27 protein-coding genes are annotated in these 25,871 nt (G+C 64.5%); 11 read left to right on the top strand and 16 right to left on the bottom strand.

Annotation, left to right across the window (positions count from 1 at the left end; all coding sequences use genetic code 11):
* Positions 1-6: 6 nt before the first annotated feature.
* Positions 7-2,259 (bottom strand): LPS-assembly protein LptD, encoded by a 2,253-nt coding sequence (locus tag GJ672_RS08060; protein WP_154296700.1) that lies wholly within the window; start codon positions 2,257-2,259, stop codon positions 7-9.
* A 73-nt stretch (positions 2,260-2,332) separates the two neighbouring features.
* Here GJ672_RS08060 and GJ672_RS08055 point away from each other — a divergent pair, with 73 nt between their 5' ends.
* Both GJ672_RS08055 and murU read left to right on the top strand, forming a co-directional pair.
* On the top strand, positions 2,333-3,319 hold the full coding sequence (locus tag GJ672_RS08055; protein WP_154296699.1) for an aminoglycoside phosphotransferase family protein: 987 nt from the start codon (positions 2,333-2,335) through the stop codon (positions 3,317-3,319).
* On the top strand, positions 3,316-4,008 hold the full coding sequence (gene murU / locus GJ672_RS08050) for an N-acetylmuramate alpha-1-phosphate uridylyltransferase MurU (RefSeq protein ID WP_154296698.1): 693 nt from the start codon (positions 3,316-3,318) through the stop codon (positions 4,006-4,008). The genes GJ672_RS08055 and murU overlap by 4 nt, the downstream gene beginning before the upstream one ends.
* On the opposite strand, the gene lipB is transcribed toward murU, so the two are convergent.
* The 10 genes from lipB to GJ672_RS08000 form a co-directional block, all read right to left on the bottom strand.
* Complete coding sequence (lipB, locus tag GJ672_RS08045; protein ID WP_370517610.1) at positions 3,971-4,525, bottom strand: lipoyl(octanoyl) transferase LipB; 555 nt, start codon at positions 4,523-4,525, stop codon at positions 3,971-3,973. The genes murU and lipB overlap by 38 nt on opposite strands.
* Before the next feature lie 59 nt (positions 4,526-4,584).
* On the bottom strand, positions 4,585-4,851 hold the full coding sequence (locus tag GJ672_RS08040) for a YbeD family protein (RefSeq protein WP_229381870.1): 267 nt from the start codon (positions 4,849-4,851) through the stop codon (positions 4,585-4,587).
* Positions 4,848-5,993 carry a D-alanyl-D-alanine carboxypeptidase family protein gene (locus GJ672_RS08035; protein ID WP_154296696.1) on the bottom strand — a complete coding sequence of 382 codons (1,146 nt, stop codon included), beginning with the start codon at positions 5,991-5,993 and terminating at the stop codon, positions 4,848-4,850. Before GJ672_RS08035 ends, GJ672_RS08040 begins: the two co-directional genes overlap by 4 nt.
* A 26-nt stretch (positions 5,994-6,019) precedes the next feature.
* Complete coding sequence (locus GJ672_RS08030; RefSeq protein WP_154296695.1) at positions 6,020-6,841, bottom strand: septal ring lytic transglycosylase RlpA family protein; 822 nt, start codon at positions 6,839-6,841, stop codon at positions 6,020-6,022.
* The gene (mltB, locus tag GJ672_RS08025; protein WP_154297103.1) at positions 6,838-7,794 is read right to left on the bottom strand and encodes a lytic murein transglycosylase B; all 957 of its coding nucleotides are present in this window, start codon (positions 7,792-7,794) and stop codon (positions 6,838-6,840) included. Before mltB ends, GJ672_RS08030 begins: the two co-directional genes overlap by 4 nt.
* A gap of 41 nt (positions 7,795-7,835) precedes the next feature.
* The gene (gene rodA, locus GJ672_RS08020; protein ID WP_195759490.1) at positions 7,836-8,972 is read right to left on the bottom strand and encodes a rod shape-determining protein RodA; all 1,137 of its coding nucleotides are present in this window, start codon (positions 8,970-8,972) and stop codon (positions 7,836-7,838) included.
* Positions 8,953-10,803 (bottom strand): penicillin-binding protein 2, encoded by a 1,851-nt coding sequence (gene mrdA, locus GJ672_RS08015; RefSeq protein WP_229381868.1) that lies wholly within the window; start codon positions 10,801-10,803, stop codon positions 8,953-8,955. Before mrdA ends, rodA begins: the two co-directional genes overlap by 20 nt.
* 1 nt (position 10,804) lies before the next feature.
* The gene (gene mreD, locus GJ672_RS08010) at positions 10,805-11,293 is read right to left on the bottom strand and encodes a rod shape-determining protein MreD (RefSeq protein ID WP_154296694.1); all 489 of its coding nucleotides are present in this window, start codon (positions 11,291-11,293) and stop codon (positions 10,805-10,807) included.
* Complete coding sequence (gene mreC / locus GJ672_RS08005) at positions 11,286-12,077, bottom strand: rod shape-determining protein MreC (protein WP_229381867.1); 792 nt, start codon at positions 12,075-12,077, stop codon at positions 11,286-11,288. Before mreC ends, mreD begins: the two co-directional genes overlap by 8 nt.
* 95 nt (positions 12,078-12,172) lie before the next feature.
* Positions 12,173-13,216 carry a rod shape-determining protein gene (locus GJ672_RS08000; RefSeq protein WP_154296692.1) on the bottom strand — a complete coding sequence of 348 codons (1,044 nt, stop codon included), beginning with the start codon at positions 13,214-13,216 and terminating at the stop codon, positions 12,173-12,175.
* Positions 13,217-13,334: 118 nt separating this feature from the next.
* On the opposite strand from GJ672_RS08000, the gene gatC reads away from it, so the two are divergent.
* From gatC to hslO, 4 genes are read left to right on the top strand one after another with little or no spacing between them, the layout of a single operon-like run.
* A complete protein-coding gene (gene gatC / locus GJ672_RS07995) occupies positions 13,335-13,622 on the top strand; it encodes an Asp-tRNA(Asn)/Glu-tRNA(Gln) amidotransferase subunit GatC (protein ID WP_154296691.1) in 288 nt (95 codons plus the stop codon).
* Positions 13,623-13,660: 38 nt separating this feature from the next.
* Positions 13,661-15,118: an Asp-tRNA(Asn)/Glu-tRNA(Gln) amidotransferase subunit GatA gene (gene gatA, locus GJ672_RS07990; protein ID WP_154296690.1), complete on the top strand. Its 1,458-nt coding sequence runs from the start codon at positions 13,661-13,663 to the stop codon at positions 15,116-15,118.
* A 6-nt stretch (positions 15,119-15,124) separates the two neighbouring features.
* Entirely contained in the window at positions 15,125-16,558 is a 1,434-nt protein-coding gene (gene gatB, locus GJ672_RS07985) for an Asp-tRNA(Asn)/Glu-tRNA(Gln) amidotransferase subunit GatB (RefSeq protein WP_154296689.1), read from the top strand.
* Between the two features lie 4 nt (positions 16,559-16,562).
* Entirely contained in the window at positions 16,563-17,447 is an 885-nt protein-coding gene (gene hslO, locus GJ672_RS07980; RefSeq protein WP_154296688.1) for an Hsp33 family molecular chaperone HslO, read from the top strand.
* On the opposite strand, the gene GJ672_RS07975 is transcribed toward hslO, so the two are convergent.
* The 3 genes from GJ672_RS07975 to GJ672_RS07965 are packed head-to-tail and all read right to left on the bottom strand — an operon-like array spanning position 17,444 to position 19,307.
* Positions 17,444-18,190 (bottom strand): molybdopterin-synthase adenylyltransferase MoeB, encoded by a 747-nt coding sequence (locus GJ672_RS07975; RefSeq protein WP_154296687.1) that lies wholly within the window; start codon positions 18,188-18,190, stop codon positions 17,444-17,446. The two genes, hslO and GJ672_RS07975, sit on opposite strands and share 4 nt — an antisense overlap.
* Positions 18,187-19,044, bottom strand: coding sequence for a peptide chain release factor N(5)-glutamine methyltransferase (gene prmC, locus GJ672_RS07970; protein WP_229381866.1), 858 nt, complete (start codon positions 19,042-19,044; stop codon positions 18,187-18,189). Before prmC ends, GJ672_RS07975 begins: the two co-directional genes overlap by 4 nt.
* Positions 19,041-19,307 (bottom strand): Trm112 family protein, encoded by a 267-nt coding sequence (locus tag GJ672_RS07965; protein ID WP_195759489.1) that lies wholly within the window; start codon positions 19,305-19,307, stop codon positions 19,041-19,043. The genes prmC and GJ672_RS07965 overlap by 4 nt, the downstream gene beginning before the upstream one ends.
* A 137-nt stretch (positions 19,308-19,444) precedes the next feature.
* Here GJ672_RS07965 and GJ672_RS07960 point away from each other — a divergent pair, with 137 nt between their 5' ends.
* Complete coding sequence (locus GJ672_RS07960; protein WP_154296686.1) at positions 19,445-20,518, top strand: 3-deoxy-7-phosphoheptulonate synthase; 1,074 nt, start codon at positions 19,445-19,447, stop codon at positions 20,516-20,518.
* Positions 20,519-20,594: 76 nt separating this feature from the next.
* Positions 20,595-21,026 carry an RNA polymerase-binding protein DksA gene (gene dksA, locus GJ672_RS07955; protein ID WP_154296685.1) on the top strand — a complete coding sequence of 144 codons (432 nt, stop codon included), beginning with the start codon at positions 20,595-20,597 and terminating at the stop codon, positions 21,024-21,026.
* Here dksA and prfA read toward each other — a convergent pair whose 3' ends face one another.
* Entirely contained in the window at positions 21,027-22,115 is a 1,089-nt protein-coding gene (gene prfA, locus GJ672_RS07950) for a peptide chain release factor 1 (protein ID WP_154296684.1), read from the bottom strand.
* Positions 22,108-23,388 (bottom strand): glutamyl-tRNA reductase, encoded by a 1,281-nt coding sequence (gene hemA / locus GJ672_RS07945; protein WP_154296683.1) that lies wholly within the window; start codon positions 23,386-23,388, stop codon positions 22,108-22,110. The genes prfA and hemA overlap by 8 nt, the downstream gene beginning before the upstream one ends.
* 114 nt (positions 23,389-23,502) lie before the next feature.
* Between hemA and GJ672_RS07940 the strand changes: the two genes are divergently transcribed.
* From GJ672_RS07940 to ispE, 3 genes are read left to right on the top strand one after another with little or no spacing between them, the layout of a single operon-like run.
* Entirely contained in the window at positions 23,503-24,426 is a 924-nt protein-coding gene (locus GJ672_RS07940) for a tetratricopeptide repeat protein (protein ID WP_229381865.1), read from the top strand.
* Positions 24,423-25,019 (top strand): lipoprotein insertase outer membrane protein LolB, encoded by a 597-nt coding sequence (lolB, locus tag GJ672_RS07935; RefSeq protein WP_154296681.1) that lies wholly within the window; start codon positions 24,423-24,425, stop codon positions 25,017-25,019. Before GJ672_RS07940 ends, lolB begins: the two co-directional genes overlap by 4 nt.
* The gene (ispE, locus tag GJ672_RS07930) at positions 25,016-25,870 is read left to right on the top strand and encodes a 4-(cytidine 5'-diphospho)-2-C-methyl-D-erythritol kinase (protein ID WP_154296680.1); all 855 of its coding nucleotides are present in this window, start codon (positions 25,016-25,018) and stop codon (positions 25,868-25,870) included. Before lolB ends, ispE begins: the two co-directional genes overlap by 4 nt.
* Position 25,871 lies beyond the last annotated feature (1 nt).

Genomic DNA, 25,871 nt, shown 5'->3' with positions numbered 1-25,871 from the left:
CTCGATTTACCGTAAGTTGTAGCCGTCAATTTCGCCGGAGACGAATTGTCGAATTCTATCACCGATGCCCCCCAGCCCCCTGAGCTCCAGCTCCAGCATGATTTCGCGCTCGAGCTCGGCCCGGTCGGTGTCCCGATTGCGCTCCAGGGTCTCGTTACTGACCAGGCGCAGGGCGTGGCAGCACCCCGTCTGCTGAACCCCATAGAAGCGCCCGCGAGTCTGTGACTCCTCCAGGTCCTGCGTGATGCCGGCAAACACCCGCCATCCCCGGCCGATGGGCGCAGTCATGGCGCCGCTGGCCTGGTCCAGGGTGCGTTCGCCATCCTGCTCCCGGCGCCGGAGGGAGAGGTTGACGGTGGTGGCCCGGTCGCCGCGCCAGCGCAGGTCGGTCAGCAGGTTGCTGGTGCCGCTTCGCTCCGGGTCCCACTGATAGTCCACCCGGGCACTGAAGCCGGCGGGCAGGGACAGTCGCAGCTCGGTGATGTAATCCGAGCGGCTACGCTCGGTTTCACCCCGGGGGGCAACGGTTCGGTCCCGGGTGTAGAAGACCTGACCGCCGGAGACCCGGAGGTACTCTGTGCCGTCAATGGAATCCAGAAAGCGGCTGGTGACCGCGAGCGTCACCCGCTCGCCATCCTCGATTCGATCCAGACCGCTGAAGCCGTTTTCCCGGAACATGGAGCTGAATGTCAGGGAAGGGGCGCCGGTATCGAACCGCGGTAGCGCCTCCTGGTCGCGACTCGGGGCGCGCCGGTAGAACAGTCGTGGTTCCAGCGTCTGGTAAACCCCCGGGAAGAGCGTTGCCGGCCTCTCGAGAAACACGCCGGCGTCGACGCTGTAAATGGGCATGCTGCGGTCCGGGCTGGCGGTGTCGCCGGGCAAATCGCCGCTCAAGTCATATTCGGTGTAGCGCCAACTCACGGCGGGCTCCACAAAATATCCGAGTGTTCGCCACGGCAGTGAGACCCTCGGGTGCACGTCGGTGCGGCGTCCCTGGGTGCGATCAGGATCCGGGTGTGCGAACTCGGTGGTCTCGGCGCTCACGGCCCACTCCAGGGGCCCGGCACTGTCGAGGGGCTCATAGGCCATCCGCACCCGGGGCTCCCGGGCCAGGGGTTGTGAACTTTCGCCCACGTTGGTGTCCACCCGCTGCCAGTACTGGGCATCCACCGAGGCGCGGAACGCGCCCTGGGACCAGTCAACCCGGGCATCACTTTCCAGAAAGCGCGCCGAGCGATAACTGAAATCGTCCCCGAAGTCGTCGCTGAAATCCGGATCGCTGGTGCGTTGCTGGCGAAGCTCGGCGCTGAGTGAGGGGCCCGCGCTGAAGGCGTGTTCCTGGTTGATGGCCCAGCGATCCTCATCGTTGCGCTCGTCGTCGCTGGGCAGATAACTGACGTTGATCTCGCCTTCCAGCGCCGGTTCGAGATAGCGGAACTCGACATCGGTCAGCACGCCCCGCTTCCAGTAGGAGGTGGGGGTGATGGTGGCGTCGTAGTTGGGGGCGATGTTCCAGTACCAGGGCAACGCCACGGTGGTGCCATGTTTGTTGCGCTGGGTCAGTGTGGGAGCCAGGAACCCGGTCAGTCGCTCATCGCCGATGGGAAATTGCATGTACGGCGTGTAGGCCACCGGCACATTGCCCACCGCCAGCACGGCGTTCCAGGCCCGGCCCTGCCGGGTTTCATTGTCCAGGGTGACCGTGGTGGCCCTGAGCTGCCAGAGCTCCGCCTCCGGCAGACAGGTGCTCAGGGTGGCGTTGCGGTAACGACTGCGAAAGGCGTCCTCACGAATGATGGTCTCGGCCGACCCCTGCAGATGGCCGGCCACGATCCGGTATTCACTCACTCCCTGGAAGCGACCCCGGTCCTCATCGAGCCAGTAGTTGGCCCGCTGTCCTTCGATGAGGAGGCCGGATTCCCGCAGGCTGGCCTCGCCCCGGGCCACCGCCTCACCGGTTCCACTGTCATAAGTCAGACTGTCGCCCCGAACCGTCTGGTCAGCGCGGGTCAGGGTCGCCTGACCATCGAACTGAAAAATGGGGGGGTCACCGACAATTTCACCCCGGTCGGCCTCGATGCGCACCGGAGTGTCGGGCGCATCCCGGGCGGCGGGATCTCCGGGCACGGGCTCCAGCATTGGCGCGGCACAAAGCGCCCATCGCTCCTGACCGGAAGCGTGGAATGGGTAAGCCGTGGCCAGCACGCCGAGCGTAGCCGCGCACACGGCAAAGCGGGAAAGTCGGGTGATGATGACCACTCCGTAACCAGGCGGCGCAATACGACGCCCGAGAGGTTACCCTAAGAATGCCTTGGAGAGCACCGGGAAGACCATGACACAGCAGACCGTGGACCATCGCCAGGCAGCCATGCAGGCCTGGCTGGAGGCCTCGAGCATTGACTCGACCGGTCTGCTGCCACTGGCGGCTGATGCCAGCAGCCGTCGCTACTTCCGCCTGCCGGTGGCTGACGGCTCCCGGGTGGTCATGGACGCGCCGGATCAGACTGAAGCCTGTCGCGCCTTTTTGCAGGTCAGGGACTTGATGGCGGCCGCCGGTCTGCATGTTCCCCGGGTGGAGATGGCCGACCCGCAGCGGGGCTTCATGGTGCTGGAGGACCTGGGATCGCAGAGCTATCTGGCGGCGTTTCAGGACGGACAGGTCGACCCCCTGATGGAGGATGCGTTGAGTACCCTGGTGCGGTGGCAGGCAGCCACCCGGGCTGACCCGTTGCCCCGGTACGATCATCGACGGCTGCGCCGGGAGCTGGATCTGTTTCCGCAGTGGTACGTTCAGCGGCACCTGGGGCTGGAGCTGAATGCCGAGTGGTGGGCGCGCTGGCACGCCGGCTCTCAGCGGCTGGTGGAGGCGGCCACCCGACAGCCCCAGGCCTGGGTGCATCGTGATTTCATGGCCCGGAATCTGCTGGTCTCGGCTCCCAACCCCGGCGTCATCGATTTTCAGGATGCGATGCTGGGGCCGGTGACCTACGACCTGGTCAGCCTGCTGCGGGATGCGTTTTTTGAGTTTTCGCCGGACCAGGAACGGTACTGGATCGGCCGTTATGCGGCGCTGGCCCGTACCGCGGGGGTTGCCATCCCCGACGATCTGCCGATGGCACTGGACTGGATGGGCGCTCAGCGTCATCTGAAGGTGCTCGGGGTGTTCGCCCGCCTCCACCATCGTGATGACAAACCCCGCTACCTCACCGATGCATCCCGCTTCGTCGCCTATCTGGATCGTGAGCTCTCGCCCCATGCAGCGCTGGCGGACCTGCATGATCTGATTCGGTCGCTGCCCGCACCGGGTGAGTCGTCATGAATGCCATGATTCTGGCGGCGGGTCGCGGCAGACGCATGCGGCCACTGACGGACCGCTGCCCGAAGCCCCTCCTGGAAGTGGCCGGACAGCCGTTGATTGCCCGTCACCTGGAGGGCCTGGCCCGGGCCGGCTGCGGCACGGTGGTGGTGAATGTGGCCTGGCTGGGGGATCAGCTCCGGTCCTATCTGGGGGATGGTTCTGCCTGGGGGTTGCGGGTGGTGATTTCGGATGAGGGTGGCGAGGGGCTGGAGACGGCGGGCGGTATCGTGCGCGCGCTTCCCTGGTTGCGGCATGGGCCGTTCTGGGTCATTAACGGGGACGTCTGGACGGACTTCGAGCTCGCTTCCCTGCCACGCCGCCCCCCGGGGCTGGGGCATCTGGTGCTGGTGGACAACCCCCCTCACAACCCGGACGGGGATTTCTCTCTGCGTGGTTCCCGAGTGGCCAACCGGAGAGGGCAGCCGGGATTGACCTACGCCGGTATCGCCAGCTTCAGCCCCGGCTTGTTTGACGGCTGCTCCGAGGCGGTCGCGTCGCTGGGCCCTCTGTTACGGGCGGCGGCGGATCGGGGAGAGCTCGCCGGCAGCCACCACCGGGGCGAATGGTTTGACGTGGGAACACCGGAGCGCCTGGCGGAGGTCGATGAGGTGGTCAGACGCCGCGCAGACGCTGAACGAGCCCCTCGGTGAGTTGCCGGGCCGCCTGATCCGGCGAGCAATCGACTCCCAAGCCAGCAAGGTCAATGACCGGCATGCCGGCATGGCCGCAGGGGTTGATGCGTTGGTAGGGCTCGAGATCCATGGCGATATTCACGGCCAGACCGTGATAGCTGCAGCCCCGCCGGATACGTAACCCGAGCGCGGCAATCTTGGCCTCCCCGACGTAGACACCGGGGGCGTCCGCCCGTGGCTTCGCCTCTACTCCGAATTCCGCCAGCCAGTCCACCACCAGAGTCTCCAGCAGCGTCACCAGCTGCCGGACACCCAGGCCATATCGGCGCAGATCCAGCAGCGGGTAAAGGACGACCTGCCCCGGCCCATGATAGGTGACCTGACCACCGCGATCGGTACGCACCAGCGGAATGCCGCCGGGGTTAATGACATGTTCATCCCGACCGGCCTGACCGAGGGTGAACACCGCCGGATGCTCCACCCGCCAGATTTCGTCGGCGGTGTCGGTGGTTCGGGTGTCGGTGAAGCGGCGCATGGCTTGCCAGACCGCCTCATAGTCGGCCTGGCCGCACTCATGGATTCGAATCGCCGGGGTCACAGCGTGGCGAGAACGCCCTTGTGGGCGTTGAGCTCGGCGTAAATGGCTTCGAGCTGCTCACGGCTATGGGCAGTGATGGTGATGGTGACCGACAGAAAACGCCCGCGACGGCTGCTGTTGGTGCGAATCGCCCTGTCCGGTGTCTCCGGCGCGTGGCGGGTGACGATGTTCCAGACCACACCCGGCAGTTGACCGTCGTCCGGCCCCATCGCTTTGACGGGAAACTCGCAGGGAAAGGTCAGGCCCGGTGGCTGCTCGTTCACTGCATCCTCAGTCGGATTCCATCGATGAGCCTGCCGACGAAACCCGCTTCTTCAACGGTTTCCAGGGCGATGATGGCCTCGGTGGCAATCACCTCGTCGTCCAGCGTGACCGTCAGTTCACCCAGGGGGGTGCCGGCCTCCAGCGGAGCTTCCATGGGGTTCGCCACCGACAGGTTGGCTTCGAGGCGATCGAATGCGCGAACCGGCACGGTGACCCTCAGGTCGCGGGCCAGACCCAGCGGGACCGTGTCCTGCCCGCCCCGCCAGATACGGGCTGTCTCGATGGCCTCATCCGCTGCGTAGAGCTGGTGGGTTTCAAAGAACCGATAGCCATAATTCAGCAGCGCGGTGGTCTGATCGATGCGCGCGTTGGGCGAGTCCGCACCGAGAATCACCGAGATCAGCCGCATCCCGTCACGCTCGGCAGAGGTGGCGAGGCAATAGCCCGCCGCTTTTGTATAACCGGTTTTGACCCCATCGACGCTGGGGTCCTGCCAGAGCATCCGATTGCGGTTGGGCTGCTGAATGTCATTCCAGGTGAAGGATCGCTGGGAATAGTAGCCATAGAATGACGGGAAGCGGTCGATGAGCGCCTGGACCAATCTCGCCGTGTCGGCGGCGCTGGAGTAGTGGTCCGCGTGCGGGAGGCCAGCAGCGTTGGTGTACTGAGTGTTCCGCAGGCCCAGCTCGGCGGCGTATTGATTCATTAGGGCGGCAAACGCTTCTTCGGTGCCAGCCACATGCTCGGCCAGAGCCACGCTGGCGTCATTGCCGGATTGAATGATCATGCCGTGCAGCAGGTCGTCCACCGTGACCCGAGTGTCCACTTCGATGAACATTCGCGAACCGGGAGCCCGCCAGGCCCTCTCGCTCACCAGCACCTCGTCGGCCAGGCTGATGTGACCGGCTTCGATTTCGCTGAAAACCACGAACGCGGTCATGATCTTGGTAAGGCTTGCCGGATCCCGCGGTTCGTCGCTGGCCTTGTCCGCGAGTATCTCGCCGGTATGGAAGTCCATCAGGATGTAATTGGATGCACCAACGCTGGGCGCGTCCGGGATCGGCATGGGTGGCGTCTGAGCCGCTGCACCGAAGGGCATGCCCAGAAGAATGGCGACGGATAGGGCGAAGGCTCTCAGCATGCTAATGGGTCTCGTCGGATTGTGAGTCAGGGTTCGGAAATAATGACATGTCCGGTATCAAATTGGGCAGCCTCGAGCGCACCGGTCGCCGCATCCACCGCTTCAAGGTTATGGAGCGGACCCAGGCGGACTCGATACAGCCGGTCATCCTCTGCCTCAACCCGGGCGGGGTAGTCGATGCCCGCCGCACTGAGCCGCTGGACGAAACGTTGAGCGTTGGTCGACTCACCGAAAGCGGCCAGCTGCAGCCAGTACTGGACATTCGTCGCGGCAGACCGGGCCTCGCCGGAGGGGCCCGCCAGGCCCGCTTCCCGGACTTCGGGTGCCATGTCGGCCGGGGTGACCGTTCGGATCTCGACGGGCGCTATGCCCGCCTCCATCATGCCCAAACGGGCTGCGGCGGCATACGAAAGGTCGATGATGCGGTTGTCTACAAACGGGCCGCGGTCGTTCACCTTGACGACAATGCGGCGGTTGTTCTCGAGATGGCGCACTTCCACCCAGGTGGGCAATGGCAGGTGCTTGTGTGCCGCCGTCATGGCGTACATGTCATAGGTCTCACCGCTGGAGGTGCGCCGACCGTGGAACTTGCTGCCGTACCAGGAAGCGATGCCGCGTTCCACATGGCCATCGGCGCTATCCATGACATGGTAAGTCTGCCCGAACACTTCGTAGGAAGGCGGGTTGCCATAACGGCTTCGGGGGGCATCCCGGGGCACGGCATCCGGGATTGATGCCGGGTCCTCGATGACCCCGCCCGGGCCATCCGAGGGCGCCGGGGGCAGGCTGCTGCATCCCGCCAGTAAGGCCAGCACAGCGGCAACACCGAGCAGACGGGCGAGGCTCACGGGTCCGACGCCTCCAGCGCCTGCGCCAGCTGATAGACCGCCATGGCATAAAGTGGACTGTGGTTGTACCGGGTGATCACGTAGAAATTGTGCAGGGTCACCCAGTGTTCATCGCCGCCGTCGGCATCCAGCACGAGCAGCCGGGCGCCGGCCCCGGGGTCCAGGGGTTGATCAAAATTCACGCCGGCCGCCTGCAGCTCGGCGACGGTATGCCGGGGCCGCAGGTCGGCGGATAGCAGGGCCTCGTCCACGGGCCTGTCAGGGCGTGCCGGGATGGCCACCGGTTCGCCGGCCCGCCAGCGGTGCTGGGCAAAGTAGTGACCGACACTGCCGATGGCATCAGCCATGCTGTTGAAGAGATCACGCCGGCCATCGCCGTCGAAGTCCACCGCATAGGCCCGATAGCTACTGCTGATGAACTGCGGAACGCCCATCGCCCCGGCGTAGGATCCCCGGGGTTCCCGCGGGTCGAACCCTTCTTCCTGGGCGAGCAGCAGGAAAGCCTCGAGTTCTCGGCGGAAAAATGCCTCCCGAGGCGGGTAGCCGAATCCCAGGGTCCTCAGCGCATCAATGACCCGGTGCTGCCCCCGATAACGGCCATAAAAAGTCTCCACACCAATAATAGCCGTCACAATCGCGGGGGGAACGCCATACTCTTGCTGGACCGCTTCGAGGATTTCGGCATGGGTATTCATGAACGCCACACCCTCGTTAACCCGCGCTTCGGTCAGGAAAATGGCCCGGTATCGGTACCAGGGCAGCGCTTCGGCGGGCCGGGTGATGGCATCGATGATGTCGCTTTGGTGGCGGGCGTCATCAACGAGCAAGCGGGTCAGCTGCTCGGCATCCATGCCGTGGCGTTCGGCCATGGATTCAGTGAAGGCTCGAAGCGCATCCGTGTCACCGGGGTCCTCAGCCGCAAAGGAAGTGCAGCCTGCCATTGCCAGGGCCATGCATGGCAACAGCCAGCGAAGCAGGGTTGGGTGCAGCTTTTTCACGCGGACCACATCCGGCGGTGGGAATGGATGGCCATGAGAATACCGAAGCCGGCCATGAGCGTCACTATGGACGACCCGCCATAGCTGATGAGGGGGAGGGGAAGCCCCACCACCGGCAGCAGACCCACCACCATGCCCATGTTGACGTAGCTGTACAAAAAAAACGTCAAGGTCAAGCCGCCGGCGAGCAGACGGGAAAATGTGTCCTGTGCGCCGTAGGTGATCCATAGCGCTCGAGCGATGATGGCCCCGTAGAGCGCGACCACCATGATCACGCCCAGCAGGCCGAACTCCTCGGCGAGGACGGCAAACACGAAATCGGTATGTCGTTCCGGGATGAAGTCGAGATGGGCCTGGGTGCCATTGGTCCATCCCTTGCCGAAAATGCCCCCCGAACCAATGGCAATCTTGGCCTGGATGATGTTGTAACCCGCCCCGAGTGGATCGCGTTCCGGGTCCAGAAAAGTCAGCACCCGCTGGCGCTGATAACCCTGCATGCCGAAGATCCAGAGCGCGGGAGCGGCGGCGCTGATGGCGGCTGCGAGGGCCAGAATACTGCGCCAACTCGCTCCGGCCAGAAACAGAATGATCAGGCCGGTGGCGGCCACCACCACCGCGGTGCCCAGGTCAGGCTGAACCGAAATCATCGCCGCCGGTACACCGATCATGAGCAGGCCAATCGTGGACTTGCCCAGCTTGATGGGCAGCGTGCCCCGGGCCACCAGCCAGGCGATCATCAGCGGCAGGGCGAGTTTCATCACCTCCGAGGGCTGAAATCGCACCGGGCCGATTTCCAGCCACCGGCGAGCACCGCCACCGAATTCACCGACGAGAAATACCGTGGTCAGGGCCACCAGGGTAGCGACATAGAGCCAGGGGGCGGCCGGGGCAAGACGCCAGGGGGGAATCTGGGCCATGACCACCATGAGTGCGAAACCGGCGCCCAGGCGGATGGCATGATTCTGTATGGGCTCAATGCGATTGCCGAAGGCGCTGTACAGCACCATGGCGCCGACCCCCGACAGCAGTATCAGAAGCCCCAGCAACACGGGATCCAGGCGGAGGGCCCGCTGCAACAGGCTGCCGGAAGCCCGCCGGGCGACCTGATTGACGCTATCGGCGGACCAGCTCACCCTCGGACTCCTCTCGGTTCAGCCAGGCATCAATCACCTGGCGTGCCATCGGTGCCGCGGTGGCGGACCCGCTGCCGCCATGTTCCACCATGACCGCCACCACGATCTCCGGATTCTCGGCTGGCGCAAACGCCGTGAACAGGGCGTGGTCATGAAAACGCGGGTCGAGGGTTTCCTCGTCGTACTCTTCGTCCTCGCCGATGCCGATGACCTGAGCGGTGCCGGTTTTACCGGCCATTTGATAACCGAGTCCGGCGCCGGTGGCGCGGGCTGTGCCCCGGGGGCCATGGACGGTCTCGATCATGCTGTCCACGGTCAGTTCCCAGAGAGACTCGTCAATGTCCGTGAGCGGCTCGAGTCCTTCCACCGGCGGCTGCGCCAGCGTCTGGTTGCTGACGAGGCGGGGCCGGATCGGCACCCCACGGTTCGCGATCAACGCGGTGGTGGTGGCCATTTGCAGCGGCGTTGTCAGCATGAACCCCTGACCGATGCCGGTGTTGATGGTCTCTCCGGTGTACCAGGGCTCGCCGAGGACCCGTCGTTTCCAGTCCCGGGAGGGCATGACGCCGTCCCGCTCCGAAGGCAGGTCGATTCCGGTTCGGAGGCCGTAGCCAAATCGGGTCATCCACTGGTGCATGGCGTCAATGCCCATGGTGTGGGCCAGCTGGTAGTAGTAAATGTCACAGGACTGCGCCACAGCCTGGATAAAGTCTACGGGGCCATGGCCTTCCGGTCGCCAGTCCCGCCATGTCCGGGAGACATTGGGAAGGTTGAAGCGGCCGTGACAGTGGACGATTTCGTCGGGGTCGATGTAGTCGCCGGCGATGCCCGCCAGACCCAGCAAGGGCTTGATGACCGAGCCCGGCGGATAGCGCCCCTGGGTGGCCCGATTGAACAAGGGCTGCCGCCAGTCCTGGTTGAGTGCCTGAAAGCTCGCTCCATCCAGCCCCCGCGCCAGAGCATTCGGATCGAAGGTGGGCAGGCTGGCCAGCGCCAGGACCTCACCGCTCCGGGGATCCAGCGCAACAATGGCGCCACGGTGGTCGCCCATGGCCGCTTCCGCCACTTGCTGAAGTTCGATGTCGATGGTCAGTTGGATATCGTTCCCCGGCACGGGAGGATCACGCTCCAGGACCCTCAGCGGTCGTCCCAGGGCGTTGGTTTCAATGCGCTCGACGCCCAATCGCCCCTGAAGCCGGTCTTCATGGGACGCCTCGACGCCGGCTTTGCCGGTAAAGCTGGTATGGCGATACCGACGCCGGTCAGCACGGGCCAGCTCTTCACGGCCGATGCGGCCCACATGGCCGAGGACATGCGATCCGCTTTCACCGAAGGGGTAATGACGGACCAGTTGTGGTTTGACTTCCACCCCCTGAAAGCGGTGCCGGTTGACGGTCAGCTCCGCGACCATGGATTCCGACAATTCCAGTCGCAGCGGAATCTCATGAAAGCTGCGGGAGCGGCGGCGTGCTTCGCGGAATGCGGCGATTTCCGCCTCACTCAGGTCCAGTAGCTGGTCCAGTTCGGCCAGCAGGGCTTCCATGTCGGCCACCTGCTCGGGAATGATGACAAGACTGAAGGCCGAGCGGTTCTCGGCAAGCACCCGACCCTGGCGGTCGGCGATAATGCCGCGGGTCGGATCAACCGGGGCCAGGCGGACCCGATTGTCCTGGGACCGAGCACTCAGGTAATCGTACTGTGCCACCTGCAGATAGGCGGTGCGACCGATCACTGCCATGAACATGATGGCGATAATGACCACGGCCAGGGTCAGGCGGCGTCGAACCACTCGGCGCTCACCGGTTCTGTCGGGTAACAGATCAAGGCTCATTTCAGGTTACCTGATGGTAGCGGCGCATAAACCTCAAAAGAGGGAATACCACTGGCCAGAGGAGCATGCCGGTGAGCGCGGGTAACCAGTACTGCCACCCGGGGCTTCCGGCACCAGTCAGCTCGTGCACCCAGAGTAATATGAGACGCACCAGCAGTAGAAGCAGGAGAATCGGAATGGCCTGCTGCCAGAGGGGGAAGTTGCGAATGCGCTGATACAGCTGGATGGAAAGATAAATCGCCACCGCAAAGGCAAGCGCGTGGGCGCCCAGGAGAGTCCCCAGCAAGACGTCCTGGAGCAGGCCGGTCACCCAGGCCACGCCCACGCCGACCCGGTTCGGCAGGGCCAGGCTCCAGTAAAGCAGTACCAGCAGCGTCCAGGGGGGACGAAACGGCCCGGCCATCGCCGGCAGCGGAATGATGGTCAGGATCAGCGCCACGAGCAGCGTCGCGATGATGATCCATCCCCCCCGTTCGCCCCGGCTAATCAACGGTGCTTTCCTCCGGGTCCGCAATCAGCAGGATTTCCTGAACCTGGCCAAGGGCTCCCCTTGGCTCCACTTCGATTTCCGAAAACGGCCGGCTTGGGTCGGTGTTCACCGAGCGCACTTCGCCAACCGGGTAGCCCGACGGGAAACGGCCACCCAGTCCAGAGGTCACCAGCAGGTCACCGGGTTCGATGTCCGCGTTGTTCGGCAGGCTGCTGATCACCAGGGTGTCCAGTCGTCCTGTACCGAATAGCACGCTGCGCAGGCCATTGCGGTTGACCCTCACCGGCAGTCCGTGACTGGGATCGCTGATCAGCCGGACGGTGGCGGATAGCGGGGTCACCCGGTCCACCTGACCGATCACCCCGCTGCCGTCGATGGCCGCCTGTCCCACCCGGACGCCCGCCCGAGAGCCCTTGTCGATTTCGATTAGGTGACTGAACGGATCCAGATCCACCTGAAGGAGGTCGGCAATCAGAATGGGCCGATCCAGATCATAGGAGGACTCCAGCAGGGTGCGCAGCCGGATGTTCTCGACTTCCAGCGCATCGAGCCGCTGCAGCCGCGCCTGCTGGATGCGTTGACGCTCCTGGAGGCGCTGGTTCTCGGCGATCAGTTCCCGGCGGCTGGCGAAATGATGATCGGCGGTATCCAGCAGCCGGGAGGGCAGGGCGGCGATCAGGCGAACCGGCTGGACCGCCGTTGAGAGGGCGCCACGCACCGGTTCCATCAGCCCCTCTCGGTGGTCGGCCACCATGACGCCCAGAGACAGCAGCGCCAACAGCACCAGACGTGCCGTCGTCGAAGGCCCCTGTAGAAATAGCGGCTTGATAGTTGGCCATCCTCTCGCTGCCCGGGTGCTACCCCAAGGCTAGCGACGCATCACTCGCTGGTGAAGAGATCGGCGCCCTTCTCGTCCATGAGCTCCAGTGCCCGTCCGCCACCGCGCGCCACGCAGGTCAGGGGATCGTCGGCGATGACCACGGGCAGCCCGGTCTCTTCCATAAGCAGGCGGTCGATGTTGCGCAGCAGGGCACCGCCCCCGGTGAGCACGATGCCGCGCTCGGCCACGTCGGCACCCAGTTCCGGTGGGGTCTGTTCCAGCGCGGTTTTGACCGCCCCCACGATGCCCGAAAGCGGCTCCTGGAGGGCTTCGAGCATCTCGTTGCTGTTCAGGGTAAAGCTGCGTGGAATCCCTTGGGCCAGATTGCGGCCCTTGATTTCCAGCTCCCGGACCTCGCTGCCGGGGAACGCCTGCCCGATTTCATGCTTGATGCGCTCAGCGGTGGCCTCGCCGATCAGAATGCCGTAATTACGGCGCACGTAGTTGACGATGGCGTCGTCAAAACGGTCGCCGCCAATGCGCACCGATGCCGAATATACAATGCCGTTCAGGGACAGCACCGCCACCTCGGACGTGCCGCCGCCAATGTCCAGCACCATCGATCCGCGTGCCTCGCCCACCGGCATGTCGGCGCCGATGGCCGCCGCCATCGGTTCCTCGATCAGGTAGACCTCGCGTGCGCCGGCGCCCGCTGCGGATTCGCGAATCGCCCGCCGCTCCACCTGGGTGGACCCGCAGGGCACGCAGACCAGCACCCGCGGGCTTGGCCGGAAGAATCGGGCTTCATGGACCTTCTTGATGAAGTACTGAAGCATTTTTTCGGTGACGGTGAAGTCGGCGATAACGCCGTCTTTCAGCGGCCGGATGGCTTTGATGGTGCCCGGCGTACGCCCGAGCATCTGCTTGGCCTCGCGGCCCACCGCAGCGATGGTTTTGGGGCCGCCGTCGCGGTCCTGGCGGATGGCCACCACAGAGGGTTCGTCCAGCAGGATGGACTGCCCCCGCGAATAAATCAGTGTGTTCGCCGTGCCGAGATCAATGGAGAGATCGTTGGAGAAGATGCCCCGAATGCCCTTGAACATGCAAAATTCCAGCCGGATTAATAAGATCGGCTAAGTTACCAACCGCCGGGGGTTTGGGCAATACACGGTGTGTGCTAGTTTTACCGGCTTGTGAGGCGGTTTTCCGGAGAGTGCGCGAATGTCCCTAGACGCTGACGAAGTGCGAGAAATTGCGCATCTGGCGCGCCTCGCCGTTGATGATGCCGACACCGGGCACCACGCCCGCAACCTGAGCGAAATCCTGGCCTTCGTGGATCGCCTTTCCGGCGTGGACACCGCCGGCATCGAGCCACTGGCCCATCCGCTGGAAATGACCCAGCGACTGCGGTCAGACCAGGTGATCGAGGTGGACCAGCGGGATCGCTTCCAGGCCATCGCCCCGGCGACAGAGGGCGGTTATTACACCGTGCCACGCGTCATCGAATAAACCGGATCACTCCGGACCTGACCAGGATTCGAACTACCATGCATGATCGAACCATCGCCGAGCTGGGGGTTGGGCTCGCCCAGGGCGAGTACTCCAGTGTGGAGCTGACCCGTGCCGTCCTCGAAGCCATCGAGCGGGCGGAGTCGCTGAATGCCTTCATCACCGTCACCCCGGACATTGCACTGGGTCAGGCCGAAGCGGCGGATGCCGCGCGGGCTCGTGGCGAGGCCGGGCCGCTGACCGGCGTGCCGATCGCCCACAAGGACATTTTCTGTACCGACGGGGTGCGTACCAGCTGCGGCAGCCGCATGCTGGACCGTTTCGTGGCGCCTTACGACGCGTTCGTGGTGGAGCGAATGCGGGCAGCCGGTGCGGTCATGGTGGGCAAGACCAATATGGACGAATTCGCCATGGGGTCGTCCAACGAGACCAGCTGGTACGGGCCGGTGAAGAATCCCTGGGACGTTACCACGGTGCCCGGCGGTTCCTCCGGCGGGTCGGCGGCGGCGGTGGCGGCGCGACTGGTACCCGGCGCCACGGGGACGGACACCGGCGGCTCCATTCGGCAGCCGGCCGCGCTCACCGGGACCTCCGGACTCAAACCCACCTATGGCCGCGTGTCGCGCTACGGCATGATTGCCTTCGCCTCCAGCCTGGATCAGGCCGGCCCCATGGCCACCGATGCCCGGGATCTGGCGATCATGCTGTCGGCCATGGCGGGGTTCGATCCGCGGGATTCCACCTGTGTTGACCATCCCGTGCCCGACTACGCCGCGGCGCTGGAGCAGACCAGTCTGGCCGGGCTTCGGGTCGGCCTGCCCCGGGAATACTTCGAGGCTGACGGGGTGGACGGCGGCGTCAGCCGGGCCATTGAATCCGCCATCGAAGTCCTTCGGGAAGCCGGGGCCGAGGTTCGGGAAATCTCGCTGCCCAATACCGAACTGGCGGTGCCGGTCTACTATGTCATCGCACCGGCGGAAGCGTCCTCGAACCTGTCCCGGTTTGACGGGGTTCGCTACGGACATCGCTGCGAGGAGCCCGTGGATCTGGAGGACCTCTACAAGCGCAGCCGCGGCGAAGGATTCGGCGAGGAGGTCAAGCGGCGGATTATGGTCGGTACCTACGCCCTGTCTGCCGGCTACTACGATGCCTACTACCTCAAGGCGCAGCAGGTGCGTCGATTGATTCGGGATGACTTTTCCCGGGCCTTCGAAGAAGTCGATGTGATCGCCGCACCCACCGCACCCTCCACCGCATTTGCGCTGGGTGCGAAGGCCGATGACCCGGTGCAGATGTATCTGTCCGATATCTTTACCATCGCCGTGAACCTGGCGGGGCTTCCGGCACTCTCCATCCCGGCCGGTTTTTCGGGCAGTCGGCCGGTGGGCCTGCAGCTCATCGGCCGGCACTTCGATGAGGAGCGCCTGCTGTCGGTGGCCCATGGTTATCAGCAGCGCACTGACTGGCACACACGACGACCCGGCGGGGAGGGGTAAGCCAACATGCAGTGGGAAGCAGTGATCGGCCTGGAGCTGCATGCGCAGCTGGCCACCTCCACCAAGATCTTTTCCGCCGCCTCCACCGCCTACGGGGCGGATCCCAACACTCAGGCCTGTGCCGTGGACCTGGGGATGCCCGGGGTGCTGCCGGTGCTCAACGAACGCGCGGTTCGCTACGCCATTCGACTTGGCCTGGCCCTGGACGCCGAGGTGGCGGGTCGGTCGGTGTTCGCGCGGAAAAATTATTTCTACCCGGACCTCCCCAAGGGTTACCAGATCTCCCAGTACGAAATCCCGGTGGTGGGCCGCGGACATCTGGATATTGATCTGGAGGACGGTTCGAAAAAACGCATCGGGGTCACCCGGGCCCATCTTGAGGAGGACGCGGGCAAGAGCATTCACGACGGCCCGGGCACCCTGACCCGGATCGACCTCAACCGGGCCGGCACCCCGCTGCTCGAGATCGTCTCGGAGCCGGATCTGCGCAGTGCCCGGGAAGCCGTCGCGTACATGAAAAAAATGCATTCGTTGGTCCGGTACCTGGGCGTTTGTGACGGCAACATGCAGGAGGGCAGTTTCCGTTGTGATGCCAACGTCTCGGTGCGACCGGTGGGCCAGCTCGCGTTCGGAACCCGGGCGGAGTTGAAAAACCTCAACTCTTTCCGGTTTGTGGAGCGGGCCATCAACTTTGAAATACAGCGCCAGATCGAGCTCATCGAAGACGGTGGCACGGTCATTCAGGAAACCCGTCTGTACGATCCCGATCGTGGCGAGACGCGCTCCATGCGTGGCAAGGAAGAGGCCAACGATTACCGTTACTTCCCGGATCCGGACCTGTTGCCGCTGGAGATCACCCCGGCGCTGATCGACGAAGTCCGCGCCGAGCTTCCGGAGCTCCCGGATGCCCGGCGGCAGCGTTTTGTCGAGGCCCATGGGTTGCCGGACTACGATGCCGGCGTGCTCACGTCCAGCCGTGACATGGCGGACTATTTCGAGGCGGTGGCCGGGGGCTGCGACGACCCCAAGCTGGCGGCCAACTGGGTGATGGGAGAACTGGCGGGCGCGCTCAATCGCGATGGGACAGACATTGCCGATAGCCCCATGGACGCAGAATCCCTCGCGGGATTGTTGCGCAGGGTTCTCGACGGGACTTTGTCCGGGAAAATGGCCAAAGAGGTTTTCGAGGCCATGTGGAATGGTGAGGGTGACGCCGATGCCATCATTGCCGAGCGTGGCCTCGAGCAGGTGACCGACGCCGGAGAGATTGAGGCGCTGGTGGACGAGGTGATCGCGTCGAACCCCGAGCAGCTGGAGCAGTATCGGGCCGGCAAGACCAAGCTGATGGGATTCTTCGTCGGTCAGGTGATGAAGGCTTCCGGGGGCAAGGCGAACCCGCAGCAGGTCAACGAAATCCTCCGCAGTCGTCTGGACGGCTAACCCCATGACCGATCGCTTGCAGCGGTTTCTTTTCGAGCATGCCGATGTCCGCGGAGAAGTGGTCCAACTGGACGACGCTTTTGCCGAGGTGGTCCGGCGGACTGACCATGAACCGGCGGTTCAGAAGATTCTGGGCGAGGGCCTGGCGGCGGTGGCTCTGCTGGCAGCCACGCTGAAAACGCCCAGTGCCCTGACCCTGCAGCTGCAGTCCAGCGGGCCGCTTTCCCTGCTTTTAGTGCAGGGGGGGCCGCAGGGCGGATTGCGGGCCATGGCGCGAACCCGGGGGGCGGTTCCCGACAATGCCGATCTGAACCAGCAGGCGGGTAATGGCACGCTGGCCATCACCATCGAGCCCGACGGCGGTGGAGAGCGTTACCAGGGGGTGGTGGACCTCAGCGGCGGTAGCCTGGCCGCGGCACTGGAGCATTACTTCCGCGAGTCGGAACAGCTGCCCACCCGGGTCTGGCTCACCGCGGAATCCGCGCGGGCGGCCGGGATGCTCATTCAGCGCTTGCCCGGTGATGGTCACCCGGCGGAATCCGATCAGGATGCCTGGGAGCGGGCGGGTCATCTGGCGGCTACGGTAACCGGTGCAGAGCTCCGGGAGCTCGGGCCCGGGGAGGTCATCCGCCGGCTCTTTCACGAGGAAGATGTCCGGCTGTTTGATCCCATCCCGTTCCGGTTTCGCTGCCGCTGTTCCCGGGACCGGGTGGCAGCGATGCTTTACAGCCTTGGTGAGTCGGAGATGCGCGAGACCCTGGCGGAAGAGGGCCAGGTCGAGGTTTTCTGTGACTTCTGTAATGAGCCCTATCGTTTTGATGCCGTGGATATCGAGGCGCTGTTCACGGATCCGGTCTCCCGTCCGCCGGACAGCCAGCAGCAGCACTAACCCCGATTACCGCAGACAGGACAGTCGGGATCACGGCGCAGATTCAGCCGTCGCCAGTTCTGACCCAGCGCATCCATGACCAGCAGCCGGTTGTTGAGGGGTTCCCCCAGGCCAGTGAGGATCTTGATCGCTTCCACGGCCTGTAAACTGCCGATCACTCCGGGCAGTGGCCCCAGGACCCCGTTTTCCGCGCAGCTTTGCGCCTCCTCACCCGTGTCCGCGTAGAGGCAGCGATAGCATGCGCCCCCCTGGTCCGGTCGCAGCACCGCCAGTTGTCCGTCCATGCCGATCACCGCGCCGGAAATCAGTGGGCGTGAGGCGGCAACACAGGCCGCGTTCACCGCGAATCGAGTGGCGAAGTTGTCGCAGCCATCGATCACCAGATCCACCCTGGCGACCTGATCCTGCAGGGAATCGGGGTCCAGCCGCTCTTCCACCAGGGTCAGCTGGATATCCGGGTTGATGGACGTGAGCCGGTCCCGGGCCGAGGCGGTTTTCATTCGCCCGATGTCGGCGGTGCCATGGAGGATCTGGCGCTGCAGGTTGGTGAGATCCACCGCGTCGAAGTCGGCGAGCAGCAGATGCCCCACCCCGGCGGCCGCCAGGTAAAGGGCGGTGGGGGAACCCAGGCCCCCGAGCCCCACAATGAGCACGCGGGCTTCAAGCAACTTCTCCTGCCCGCCCAGATCAAGGCCCGGCACCATGATCTGCCGGCTATAGCGAATCAGTTGCTGATCATTCATGGGGCCACCCCCAACTGCCCACCACTGACTCGCGGGTGGCCAGCCAGATCATGGCGGGTCTCCACGGCCCGGAATCCGGCACGGGTCAGGCAGTGCCTGACGGCTTCCGCCTGTTGCCAGCCATGCTCAATCCAGATCCGTCCATGCTCGGTCAGAAAAGACGGAGCATTGGCAATAATGTGTTCCAGCGCCTCGAGGCCCGTGGGGCCGGCCACCAGGGCGTGCCGGGGTTCGAAGCGCAGGTCGCCGAGATTCGCCTCCGGTTCGCAGTCCCCGAGGTAGGGAGGATTGGTGACGATGGTGTCATAGCAGTGCCCCGGCAGCGGTTCGTACCAGTCGCCGGCATGGAAAAAAACATTTTCAAGGCCCAATTGGCGTGCGTTCTCCCTGGCGATGGCCAGGGCGGTGGGACAGATGTCGACGGCATCGACATGACACGCCGGTAAGGCCCGCCCAAGAGCGAGCGCGATGCATCCGCTGCCGCATCCCAGCTCCAGGAGCCGGCTTGCCGGCGCCTCGAGGACGGCTTCCACCAGATGTTCGGTCTCCGGTCTCGGGATCAGCACTCCGGGACCGACGGCCAGTTCCAGATCCCAAAATGCCTGCCGGCCGACCAGATATGCCACGGGCTCGCCGGCCAGGCGCCGCTCGACCATGGCCTCAAGAGCGACCCGGGCGGCAGGGTCCAGCGGCGTCTCGGGGTGAGACCGGAACACCACCGGATCCAGGCCCGTGGCGGCCGCCAGCAGGCAGTCGGCGTCAGCCCCGGGAGAGGGGGAGGTGGCTTCCAGTCTTTGCCGGGCCTGTCGCCGAGCGCTCGCCAGAGTGGCGGCCCTTGCGATGACCGATGTCACTTCAGACCGGCAGACCGCAGGGTGATGGCGCGCTCTTCGAGCATGACCGGAATGCCATCATCCACGCGGTAGACCCGCTCTTCATTCTGGGTGATCAAGCCTTCTTCAAGGGGCGTTTCCACCGGGGTGTCGTCCTGATAGCTCACCGCTCCCTCGGTAATGCGATCGTTCAACGCCCGCAGCTCGCCGCGCGTGAGAATCCGCACGGACTGTTTGGTGACCGGGCAGCAGAGGATGTCGAGCAATTTTCTATCGATGGCCATGGTCGCTCCGCACGGTGAAACCTTTTCGAAAGGATAGCAGAAGGCACCGCAACGCCGGGGTGTCTCATGGTCATTTCCCGGCGTAGTCGCTACTATTGGAGTGATTTGATTAACGCACCGGACATCGGAATACAGCCATGAGCGACCAGCCCATCGACAATTTGAACGTCAAGTCCCAGAAGCCGTTGCCGCCGCCGGCGCAGATGAAAGAGCGGCTACCGCTCACCGATGCAGCTCGCCGGACCGTAGAATCCGGTCGGCAGGCCGTCGAGGCCATCCTCGAGGGACGCGACCCGCGTCTGCTGGTGGTGGTGGGGCCCTGCTCCATCCACGATCTGGAGGCAGCGCGGGATTACGCCGCGCGGCTCAAGAAGCTGCACGACGAGCTGTCCGATCAGCTGGTGATCGTCATGCGGGTTTATTTCGAGAAACCACGCACCACGGTGGGCTGGAAAGGGTTGATCAATGACCCCTACATGGACGACAGCTTCGATATTGAAGAGGGGCTGTCGCGGGCGCGCTCGTTGCTGCTGCATCTGGCCGAGATTGGTCTGCCGGCGGGAACCGAGGCCCTGGATCCCATCACGCCCCAGTATCTGGGTGATCTGGTGAGCTGGACCGCCATTGGGGCCCGCACCACCGAGTCCCAGACTCACCGTGAGATGGCCAGTGGCCTGTCCACGGCCGTGGGCTTCAAGAACGGCACCGACGGCAGCCTTGAGGTGGCTATTAACGCCATGCGCTCGGCGGCCAACCCCCACAGTTTCCTTGGCATCACGCAACAGGATGGCAAGGCGGCCATTATCCGCACCGCCGGCAACCGGTTTGGCCACGTGGTCCTCCGCGGTGGGGACCAGCCGAACTATGATTCGGTGAGTATCGCCCTGTGCGAAAAAGCACTGAGCGACGCGGGCTTGTCCACGCGGCTGATGGTGGACTGCAGTCATGCCAATTCCAGCAAGGACCCGGCCCTGCAGCCGTTGGTGTTGGAAAACCTGGTGAATCAGGTCATCGAGGGCAACCGTTCCATCGTTGCGGTCATGATCGAGAGCAATATCGGTTGGGGCGCCCAGAAACTGGGAGACGATCCCGCCAGGCTCACCTATGGCGTATCCATCACGGATGGCTGTATTGACTGGGAAACCACTGAGGCAACCCTGAGGGATGCCGCGTCCCGTCTGGCTCAGCCCCTGCTTGCCCGAGCCGGCTGAGCGATCAAGCCACGTCGGGGTTGACCGTTGTGGCCGGGACAGGTTGAATCACCCCTCGACCTGATGGAGGTACAAGATGACCGACAAGGCTTCGCTCCCCGTTCGCGGCATTCAGCCGTATCAGCCCGCCGAGGGTGAGGAGTACATGAACGAGGCGCAGCGTGCGCATTTCCTGGCCATTCTCGAGGCGTGGAAAAAGCAGCTGCAGGAAGAAGTAGAGCGAACGGTCAGCCACATGCGTGATGACGCCAATCACTATGCTGACCCGGCGGATCGGGCCACACAGGAAGAAGAGTTTGCCCTCGAGCTCCGGACCCGTGATCGGGAGCGCAAGCTGATCCGCAAGATTGACGAAACCATGAATCGCATCCATCGGGATGACTATGGATTCTGCGATCAGTGTGGCGTCGAAATCGGCCTGCGGCGGCTCGAAGCGCGTCCCACGGCGACGCTCTGCGTTGACTGCAAGACCCTCGAGGAGCTCAAGGAAAAGCAGCGGGTCGCCTGATCAGTGCTCGTTGGCCAGGGCGGCCAGTTGGTCGGCCTGGTGCTCGCTGACCAGCGGTTCGATAACGTGATCCAGCGACCCCGAGAGCACTTCCTCGAGCTTGTAAAGCGTCAGGTTGATCCGGTGATCGGTCACCCGGCCCTGCGGAAAATTGTAGGTCCGAATGCGCTCGGACCGATCACCACTTCCCACCAGCAATCGCCGGGTTTCCGTGCGCTCGGTATCCGCCGCCTCCTGACGCGCGTCCATTAACCGGGCCTGAAGTAGCCCGAGGGCCTTGGCGCGGTTCTTGTGCTGAGACCGCTCATCCTGGCACTCCACCACGACGCCGGTGGGGAGGTGGGTCACCCGCACGGCGGAGTCGGTCTTGTTAACGTGCTGACCACCGGCACCAGAGGCCCGGAAAGTGTCAATGCGCAGATCCGCCGGGTTGATGTCGATGTCGTCCAGCGCCTCGGCCTCAGGCAGGACGGCCACGGTGCAGGCGGAGGTGTGGATTCGCCCCTGGGATTCCGTCGCGGGCACCCGCTGAACCCGGTGTGCCCCGGATTCGAATTTCAGACGGGAGTAAACCCGGTCGCCGGCAATTCGGGCCACCACTTCCCGGTAGCCACCCTGCTCGCCGTGGCTCTCGCTGATGATCTCGGTCCGCCAGCCCCGGTTCTCCGCGTAGCGAAGATACATGCGCAACAGGTCACCGGCGAACAGCGCCGCCTCATCCCCGCCGGTGCCGGCCCGTATTTCCAGATAGGTGTTCCGGGCGTCATTGGGATCCTCCGGCAGCATCAGCAGCTTTAGCTCGGACTCCAGAGCCTCAATTCGGGCCTGTGCACTGTCCGCCTCTTCCTCACCCATGGACCGAAGCGCTTCGTCAGCACTGCTGCGCATCTCCTCAGCGGTGTCCAGATCCTCGGAGGCCTGGCGGTGTGCCGCCAGCGTCCGCACCAGGGGTTCCAGGCGAGCGTATTCCCGGGACAGGCCGGTGAAACGGGTCTGGTCAGCAATCACGTCTGGATCGGCCAGCAGGCCCTCGATTTCCTCGTGGCGCTCGCTCAGTTTTTCGAGCTTGCGGCGCAAATTGTCATTCATTGTGGTGTTCGTCTTCGCTGTCATTAACGCCCAGCATGCGCTGGCTCTGCTGGATGACCGAGTCTTTGCCGCTCCGGGCGGCGTCCCGGAGGCCCATGGTCGGCGCATGCAGAAGCTTGCGGGTCAGTCGGTGAGCCAGCTTCTCGAGCACGGCATCCACCGGTTGACCCGCCTCGATCTGGCGGCGTGCCTGTTGCAGCGCTTCGTTACGGTCCCGCTCGGCCGCCTGCCGGAAGCGTCGGATGGCACCCACCGCATCCAGGGTCCGGAGCCAGTCGATGAATGCATCCGCCTGCTCGGTGATAATGCGCTCTGCATCGTCCGCCGCGGCGGCCCGGGAACGTTGTCCCTGTTCGCTGACATGGCGCAGGTCATCGACGGTATACAGATAGATGTCCGGCAGCTTTTCGACGCTGGCTTCGATGTCCCGCGGGACCGCCAGATCAACGATAAAGCAGGGCCGATGGCGGCGGGATTTCATGGCCTGCTGTATGTCGTCATAGCCCAGAATGGGCTCATTGCTCGCCGTGCAGCTGACAATGATGTCAGCGCCGGCGACGGTGTTGGGAAGCTCCGCCAGGGAAATCGCCTGACCCCGACAGGCGGTGGCGATCCGTTCCGCCCGCGGGAGACTGCGGTTGGCAATGATCAGATCCGTCATGCCCTGCTCGCTCAGGTGACGGACGGTCATTTCGATCATTTCGCCGGCCCCGATCAGCAGCGCCCGCTGACTGGTCAGGTCTCCGAAGATCTGCCGTGCCAGCGTGACAGCGATTGAGGCGACGGATACCGGCCGGGAGCCGATGTCGGTTTCGGTGCGGACCCGTTTGGCGACCGAGAAGGCATGCTGGAACAGCCGCTGCAGGATCTGCCCCAGCAGGCCCGCCCGGGAGGCAGAGTGGTAGGCAATTTTGGCCTGCCCGAGGATCTGAGGCTCGCCGAGCACCAGCGAATCCAGACCCGCCGCCACTCGCAGCAAATGGCGGATTGCCTCCTGCTCTTCGAGACGATACAGGTAGGGTGATAGCCACTCACGGGTCAGCTCGTGCTCATTTTCCAGCCAGCGCTGCAGAATCGCCGGGGTGGCCTCGGGGGCCAGCACGGCATAGATCTCGGTGCGATTGCAGGTGGAAACCACGGCCGCCTCCCGCACTCCCGGCCGAGCCGACAGCGCCTCGAGAGCGGCATCCAGGCGTTCCGCAGGCAGTACCACCTGCTCGCGAACGGCAAGCGGGGCCGACTTGTGATTGAGACCCAGGCAGACGACAGGCATTGAGATCCGATTGGTTGGGACGACGCAGATTGTAGGGCAGCAAATTCCCCAGACAAGTATAGTAAAGCCCTGATGAGGAGTTTCGCTAAATTCCGTCGATTGACAGCATGGCGGGTGGTCCCCGTAAGCCTGCTGACGTTGGCACTGGCTGTCCTGCTGACCGGTTGCAGCTCGCCCGGCGAGCCGCCACCGGCGGAGTCGGAGCGCGCCGAAATCCGCCTTGAGCACGATGTTTCGCCGGTCGCGGCCGGGACGGAATCGCCGTTGACCCGGGTTTTGCTGGCGGAGCTTGCGGTGAACCGCGGGCAGCTGGCGGCGGCCAGTCATCACTATGGGTTGGCGGCAGAGGATTCTCGGGATCCCGCCCTGATCGCCCGCGCGCTGCAGGTGGCCGTGCTGGCGCGTGACCCCGAGCAGACCCTGACGCTGGCGGACCGCTGGGCGGCGCTGGAATCCGGCAATGCGGACATGGCGCGTCTGCTCAAGACCGACGCTCTGGGCATCAAAGGGCGCATGCTCCGCCAGGAACGCGATTACCCCGGCAGCATCGCGGCCTTTGAACGCGGACTTGCCCTGGAGCCCCGGAGCCTCGTGCTGCGCTACGGAAGAGCGCTGAGCCGGGTCATGGGGGGACAGCTGCAGGCGGGTATTGACGATCTGGCGGACCTGCATGCCGAGGAGCCGGACAACCCGCATTTTCTCAACGCCCTGGGGTATACCCTGGTGGATGCCACCGCCCGGGTGGATGAAGGCGCTGAGCTCATCAAAAAGGCCTATAGGCTGCGGCCCGATGACCCGGCGATCATCGACAGCATGGGTTGGGCAGCCTATCGTCAGGGGCGCATGAACGAGGCACTGGAGTATCTGCGCCGGGCTTTCGCCTTAACCGAGGGTGATGCGGAAATCGCCGCCCACCTGGGGGAAGTGCTCTGGATGCTGAATCATCGCGACGAGGCGCGAGACATCTGGGACGAAGCCCTGGAGCACTCGGCGGATCATCCGGTTCTGCAGGAGACCCTGGAGCGGTTGACGCCATGAGAATGATGGCGCTTGTGCTCGTCAGCCTCATCACCCTCAGTGCCTGCGCGGTGCGGCCACCAGCCCCCCATGTCACCGGCGAGTGGCAGGCCCTCGAAGCATGGCAGGCGCCGCCCGCACCGACGGCCTGGCAGCTTGATGGCCGGGTCTCGATGACGGCTGCGGATCAGTCGGCCACGGTCAGCATTCGCTGGCGCGAAACGGCTGGCGGTTATCAGATTGATCTGCGGGGCGCCCTGGGGGCAGGTCGGGTACGGGTGACCGGCGAAGAAGGCCAGGCGATACTGGCCACAGCGGATGGCCAGCGCCATTCAGCCGGCAGTCCCGCCGAATTGATGCAGGCCGTCACCGGTTATGACCTGCCGGTGGAATTCCTGCGCTGGTGGGTGGTGGGGCAGCCAGTGCCCTGGTTGGACGGTCGTGTCCGGGTGGACGAAGCGGGCCGCGCCCTGGCGATGCAGCAGGGAGGCTGGGACGTTCGGTATGACGACTACCAGACCGCTGATGACTATCCGTTGCCGGGGCGCGTCGCGGTCAGTCGCAATGACATCGGTGTGCGGCTCGCCGTGCGGCAGTGGGATGTCAGGCCGTGACGCGATGGTGCTCGGGATGGCCGGCGCCGGCAAAGATCAATCGCTTTCTGCGGGTTCTGGGGCGTCGCAGCGACGGCTACCATCAATTGCAGACCCTGTTTCAGTTTATTGAGCCCACCGATCAGCTGGACTTTGCGGTCACGGCGGACCCCATGGTGACCCGCGAGGGGGGGCTGCCCGGGCTTGATCCGGAGGCGGATCTGGCTGTTCGGGCCGCCCGGTCCCTGCAACGTTTTGCCGGGGTGGAACAGGGCGTTTGCATTCGGCTGACCAAGCGGATTCCCGCCGGTGGCGGGCTGGGCGGTGGCAGTTCTGATGCAGCCACCACCCTGGTGGCTTTGAACCGGCTCTGGGAATGTCGACTGCCCCGATCGTCACTCATGAAACTGGCTTTGGAATTGGGAGCGGATGTTCCGGTTTTCGTTGCGGGCGAGGCGGCATGGGCCGAGGGGGTTGGTGAAGAACTTAGGCCAGTGACGGTTGACGAGCCCTGGCTGCTGGTGGCCGATCCCGGGGTCGCCGTGGATACCGGAGCGGTGTTTCGGGCCATGAAATTGACACGTCCGGGTGCCCAGTTAACAATACGCGACTTCGAAGCCGGCGCTGTCGGGAACGACTGTGAATCGGTGGTCAGGCAGCTCCATCCCGCGGTGGGAGAGGCCCTGGATGTTCTGGGGGAGCAAGGGCCGGTGGCGCTATCCGGGACCGGTGGCTGCTGTTTCTGCCGGTTTGACAGCCGCCAGGCGGCCTCCGAGGCAGCCGAGCGGGTCGGAAATCGAGTGGTGACCTGGCTCTGCCGGGCCAGCAACCGGTCACCGCTGCTCGACCGTCTTAGCGTTGTACCTTCGTGAC

It is taken from the genome of Spiribacter sp. 2438 (genome assembly GCF_009676705.1).
GTDB lineage: Bacteria > Pseudomonadota > Gammaproteobacteria > Nitrococcales > Nitrococcaceae > Spiribacter.
This window is presented reverse-complemented; position numbering and strand designations above follow the sequence as displayed.

Bases quoted from the DNA above. Each gene is read 5' to 3' on its own strand.
- GJ672_RS08055 (WP_154296699.1), top strand. From the start codon at position 2,333: ATGACACAGCAGACCGTGGACCATCGCCAGGCAGCCATGCAGGCCTGG.
- dksA (WP_154296685.1), top strand. From the start codon at position 20,595: ATGACCGACAAGGCTTCGCTCCCCGTTCGCGGCATTCAGCCGTATCAG.
- lipB (WP_370517610.1), bottom strand. From the start codon at position 4,525: ATGCGCCGCTTCACCGACACCCGAACCACCGACACCGCCGACGAAATC.
- mrdA (WP_229381868.1), bottom strand. From the start codon at position 10,803: ATGAGCCTTGATCTGTTACCCGACAGAACCGGTGAGCGCCGAGTGGTT.
- hslO (WP_154296688.1), top strand. From the start codon at position 16,563: ATGACCGATCGCTTGCAGCGGTTTCTTTTCGAGCATGCCGATGTCCGC.
- GJ672_RS07975 (WP_154296687.1), bottom strand. From the start codon at position 18,190: ATGAATGATCAGCAACTGATTCGCTATAGCCGGCAGATCATGGTGCCG.
- hemA (WP_154296683.1), bottom strand. From the start codon at position 23,388: ATGCCTGTCGTCTGCCTGGGTCTCAATCACAAGTCGGCCCCGCTTGCC.
- prfA (WP_154296684.1), bottom strand. From the start codon at position 22,115: ATGAATGACAATTTGCGCCGCAAGCTCGAAAAACTGAGCGAGCGCCAC.
- lolB (WP_154296681.1), top strand. From the start codon at position 24,423: ATGAGAATGATGGCGCTTGTGCTCGTCAGCCTCATCACCCTCAGTGCC.
- gatB (WP_154296689.1), top strand. From the start codon at position 15,125: ATGCAGTGGGAAGCAGTGATCGGCCTGGAGCTGCATGCGCAGCTGGCC.
- murU (WP_154296698.1), top strand. From the start codon at position 3,316: ATGAATGCCATGATTCTGGCGGCGGGTCGCGGCAGACGCATGCGGCCA.
- GJ672_RS07960 (WP_154296686.1), top strand. From the start codon at position 19,445: ATGAGCGACCAGCCCATCGACAATTTGAACGTCAAGTCCCAGAAGCCG.
- gatC (WP_154296691.1), top strand. From the start codon at position 13,335: ATGTCCCTAGACGCTGACGAAGTGCGAGAAATTGCGCATCTGGCGCGC.
- GJ672_RS08000 (WP_154296692.1), bottom strand. From the start codon at position 13,216: ATGTTCAAGGGCATTCGGGGCATCTTCTCCAACGATCTCTCCATTGAT.
- mltB (WP_154297103.1), bottom strand. From the start codon at position 7,794: ATGGCCCTGGCAATGGCAGGCTGCACTTCCTTTGCGGCTGAGGACCCC.
- GJ672_RS08035 (WP_154296696.1), bottom strand. From the start codon at position 5,993: ATGCTGAGAGCCTTCGCCCTATCCGTCGCCATTCTTCTGGGCATGCCC.
- gatA (WP_154296690.1), top strand. From the start codon at position 13,661: ATGCATGATCGAACCATCGCCGAGCTGGGGGTTGGGCTCGCCCAGGGC.
- GJ672_RS07965 (WP_195759489.1), bottom strand. From the start codon at position 19,307: ATGGCCATCGATAGAAAATTGCTCGACATCCTCTGCTGCCCGGTCACC.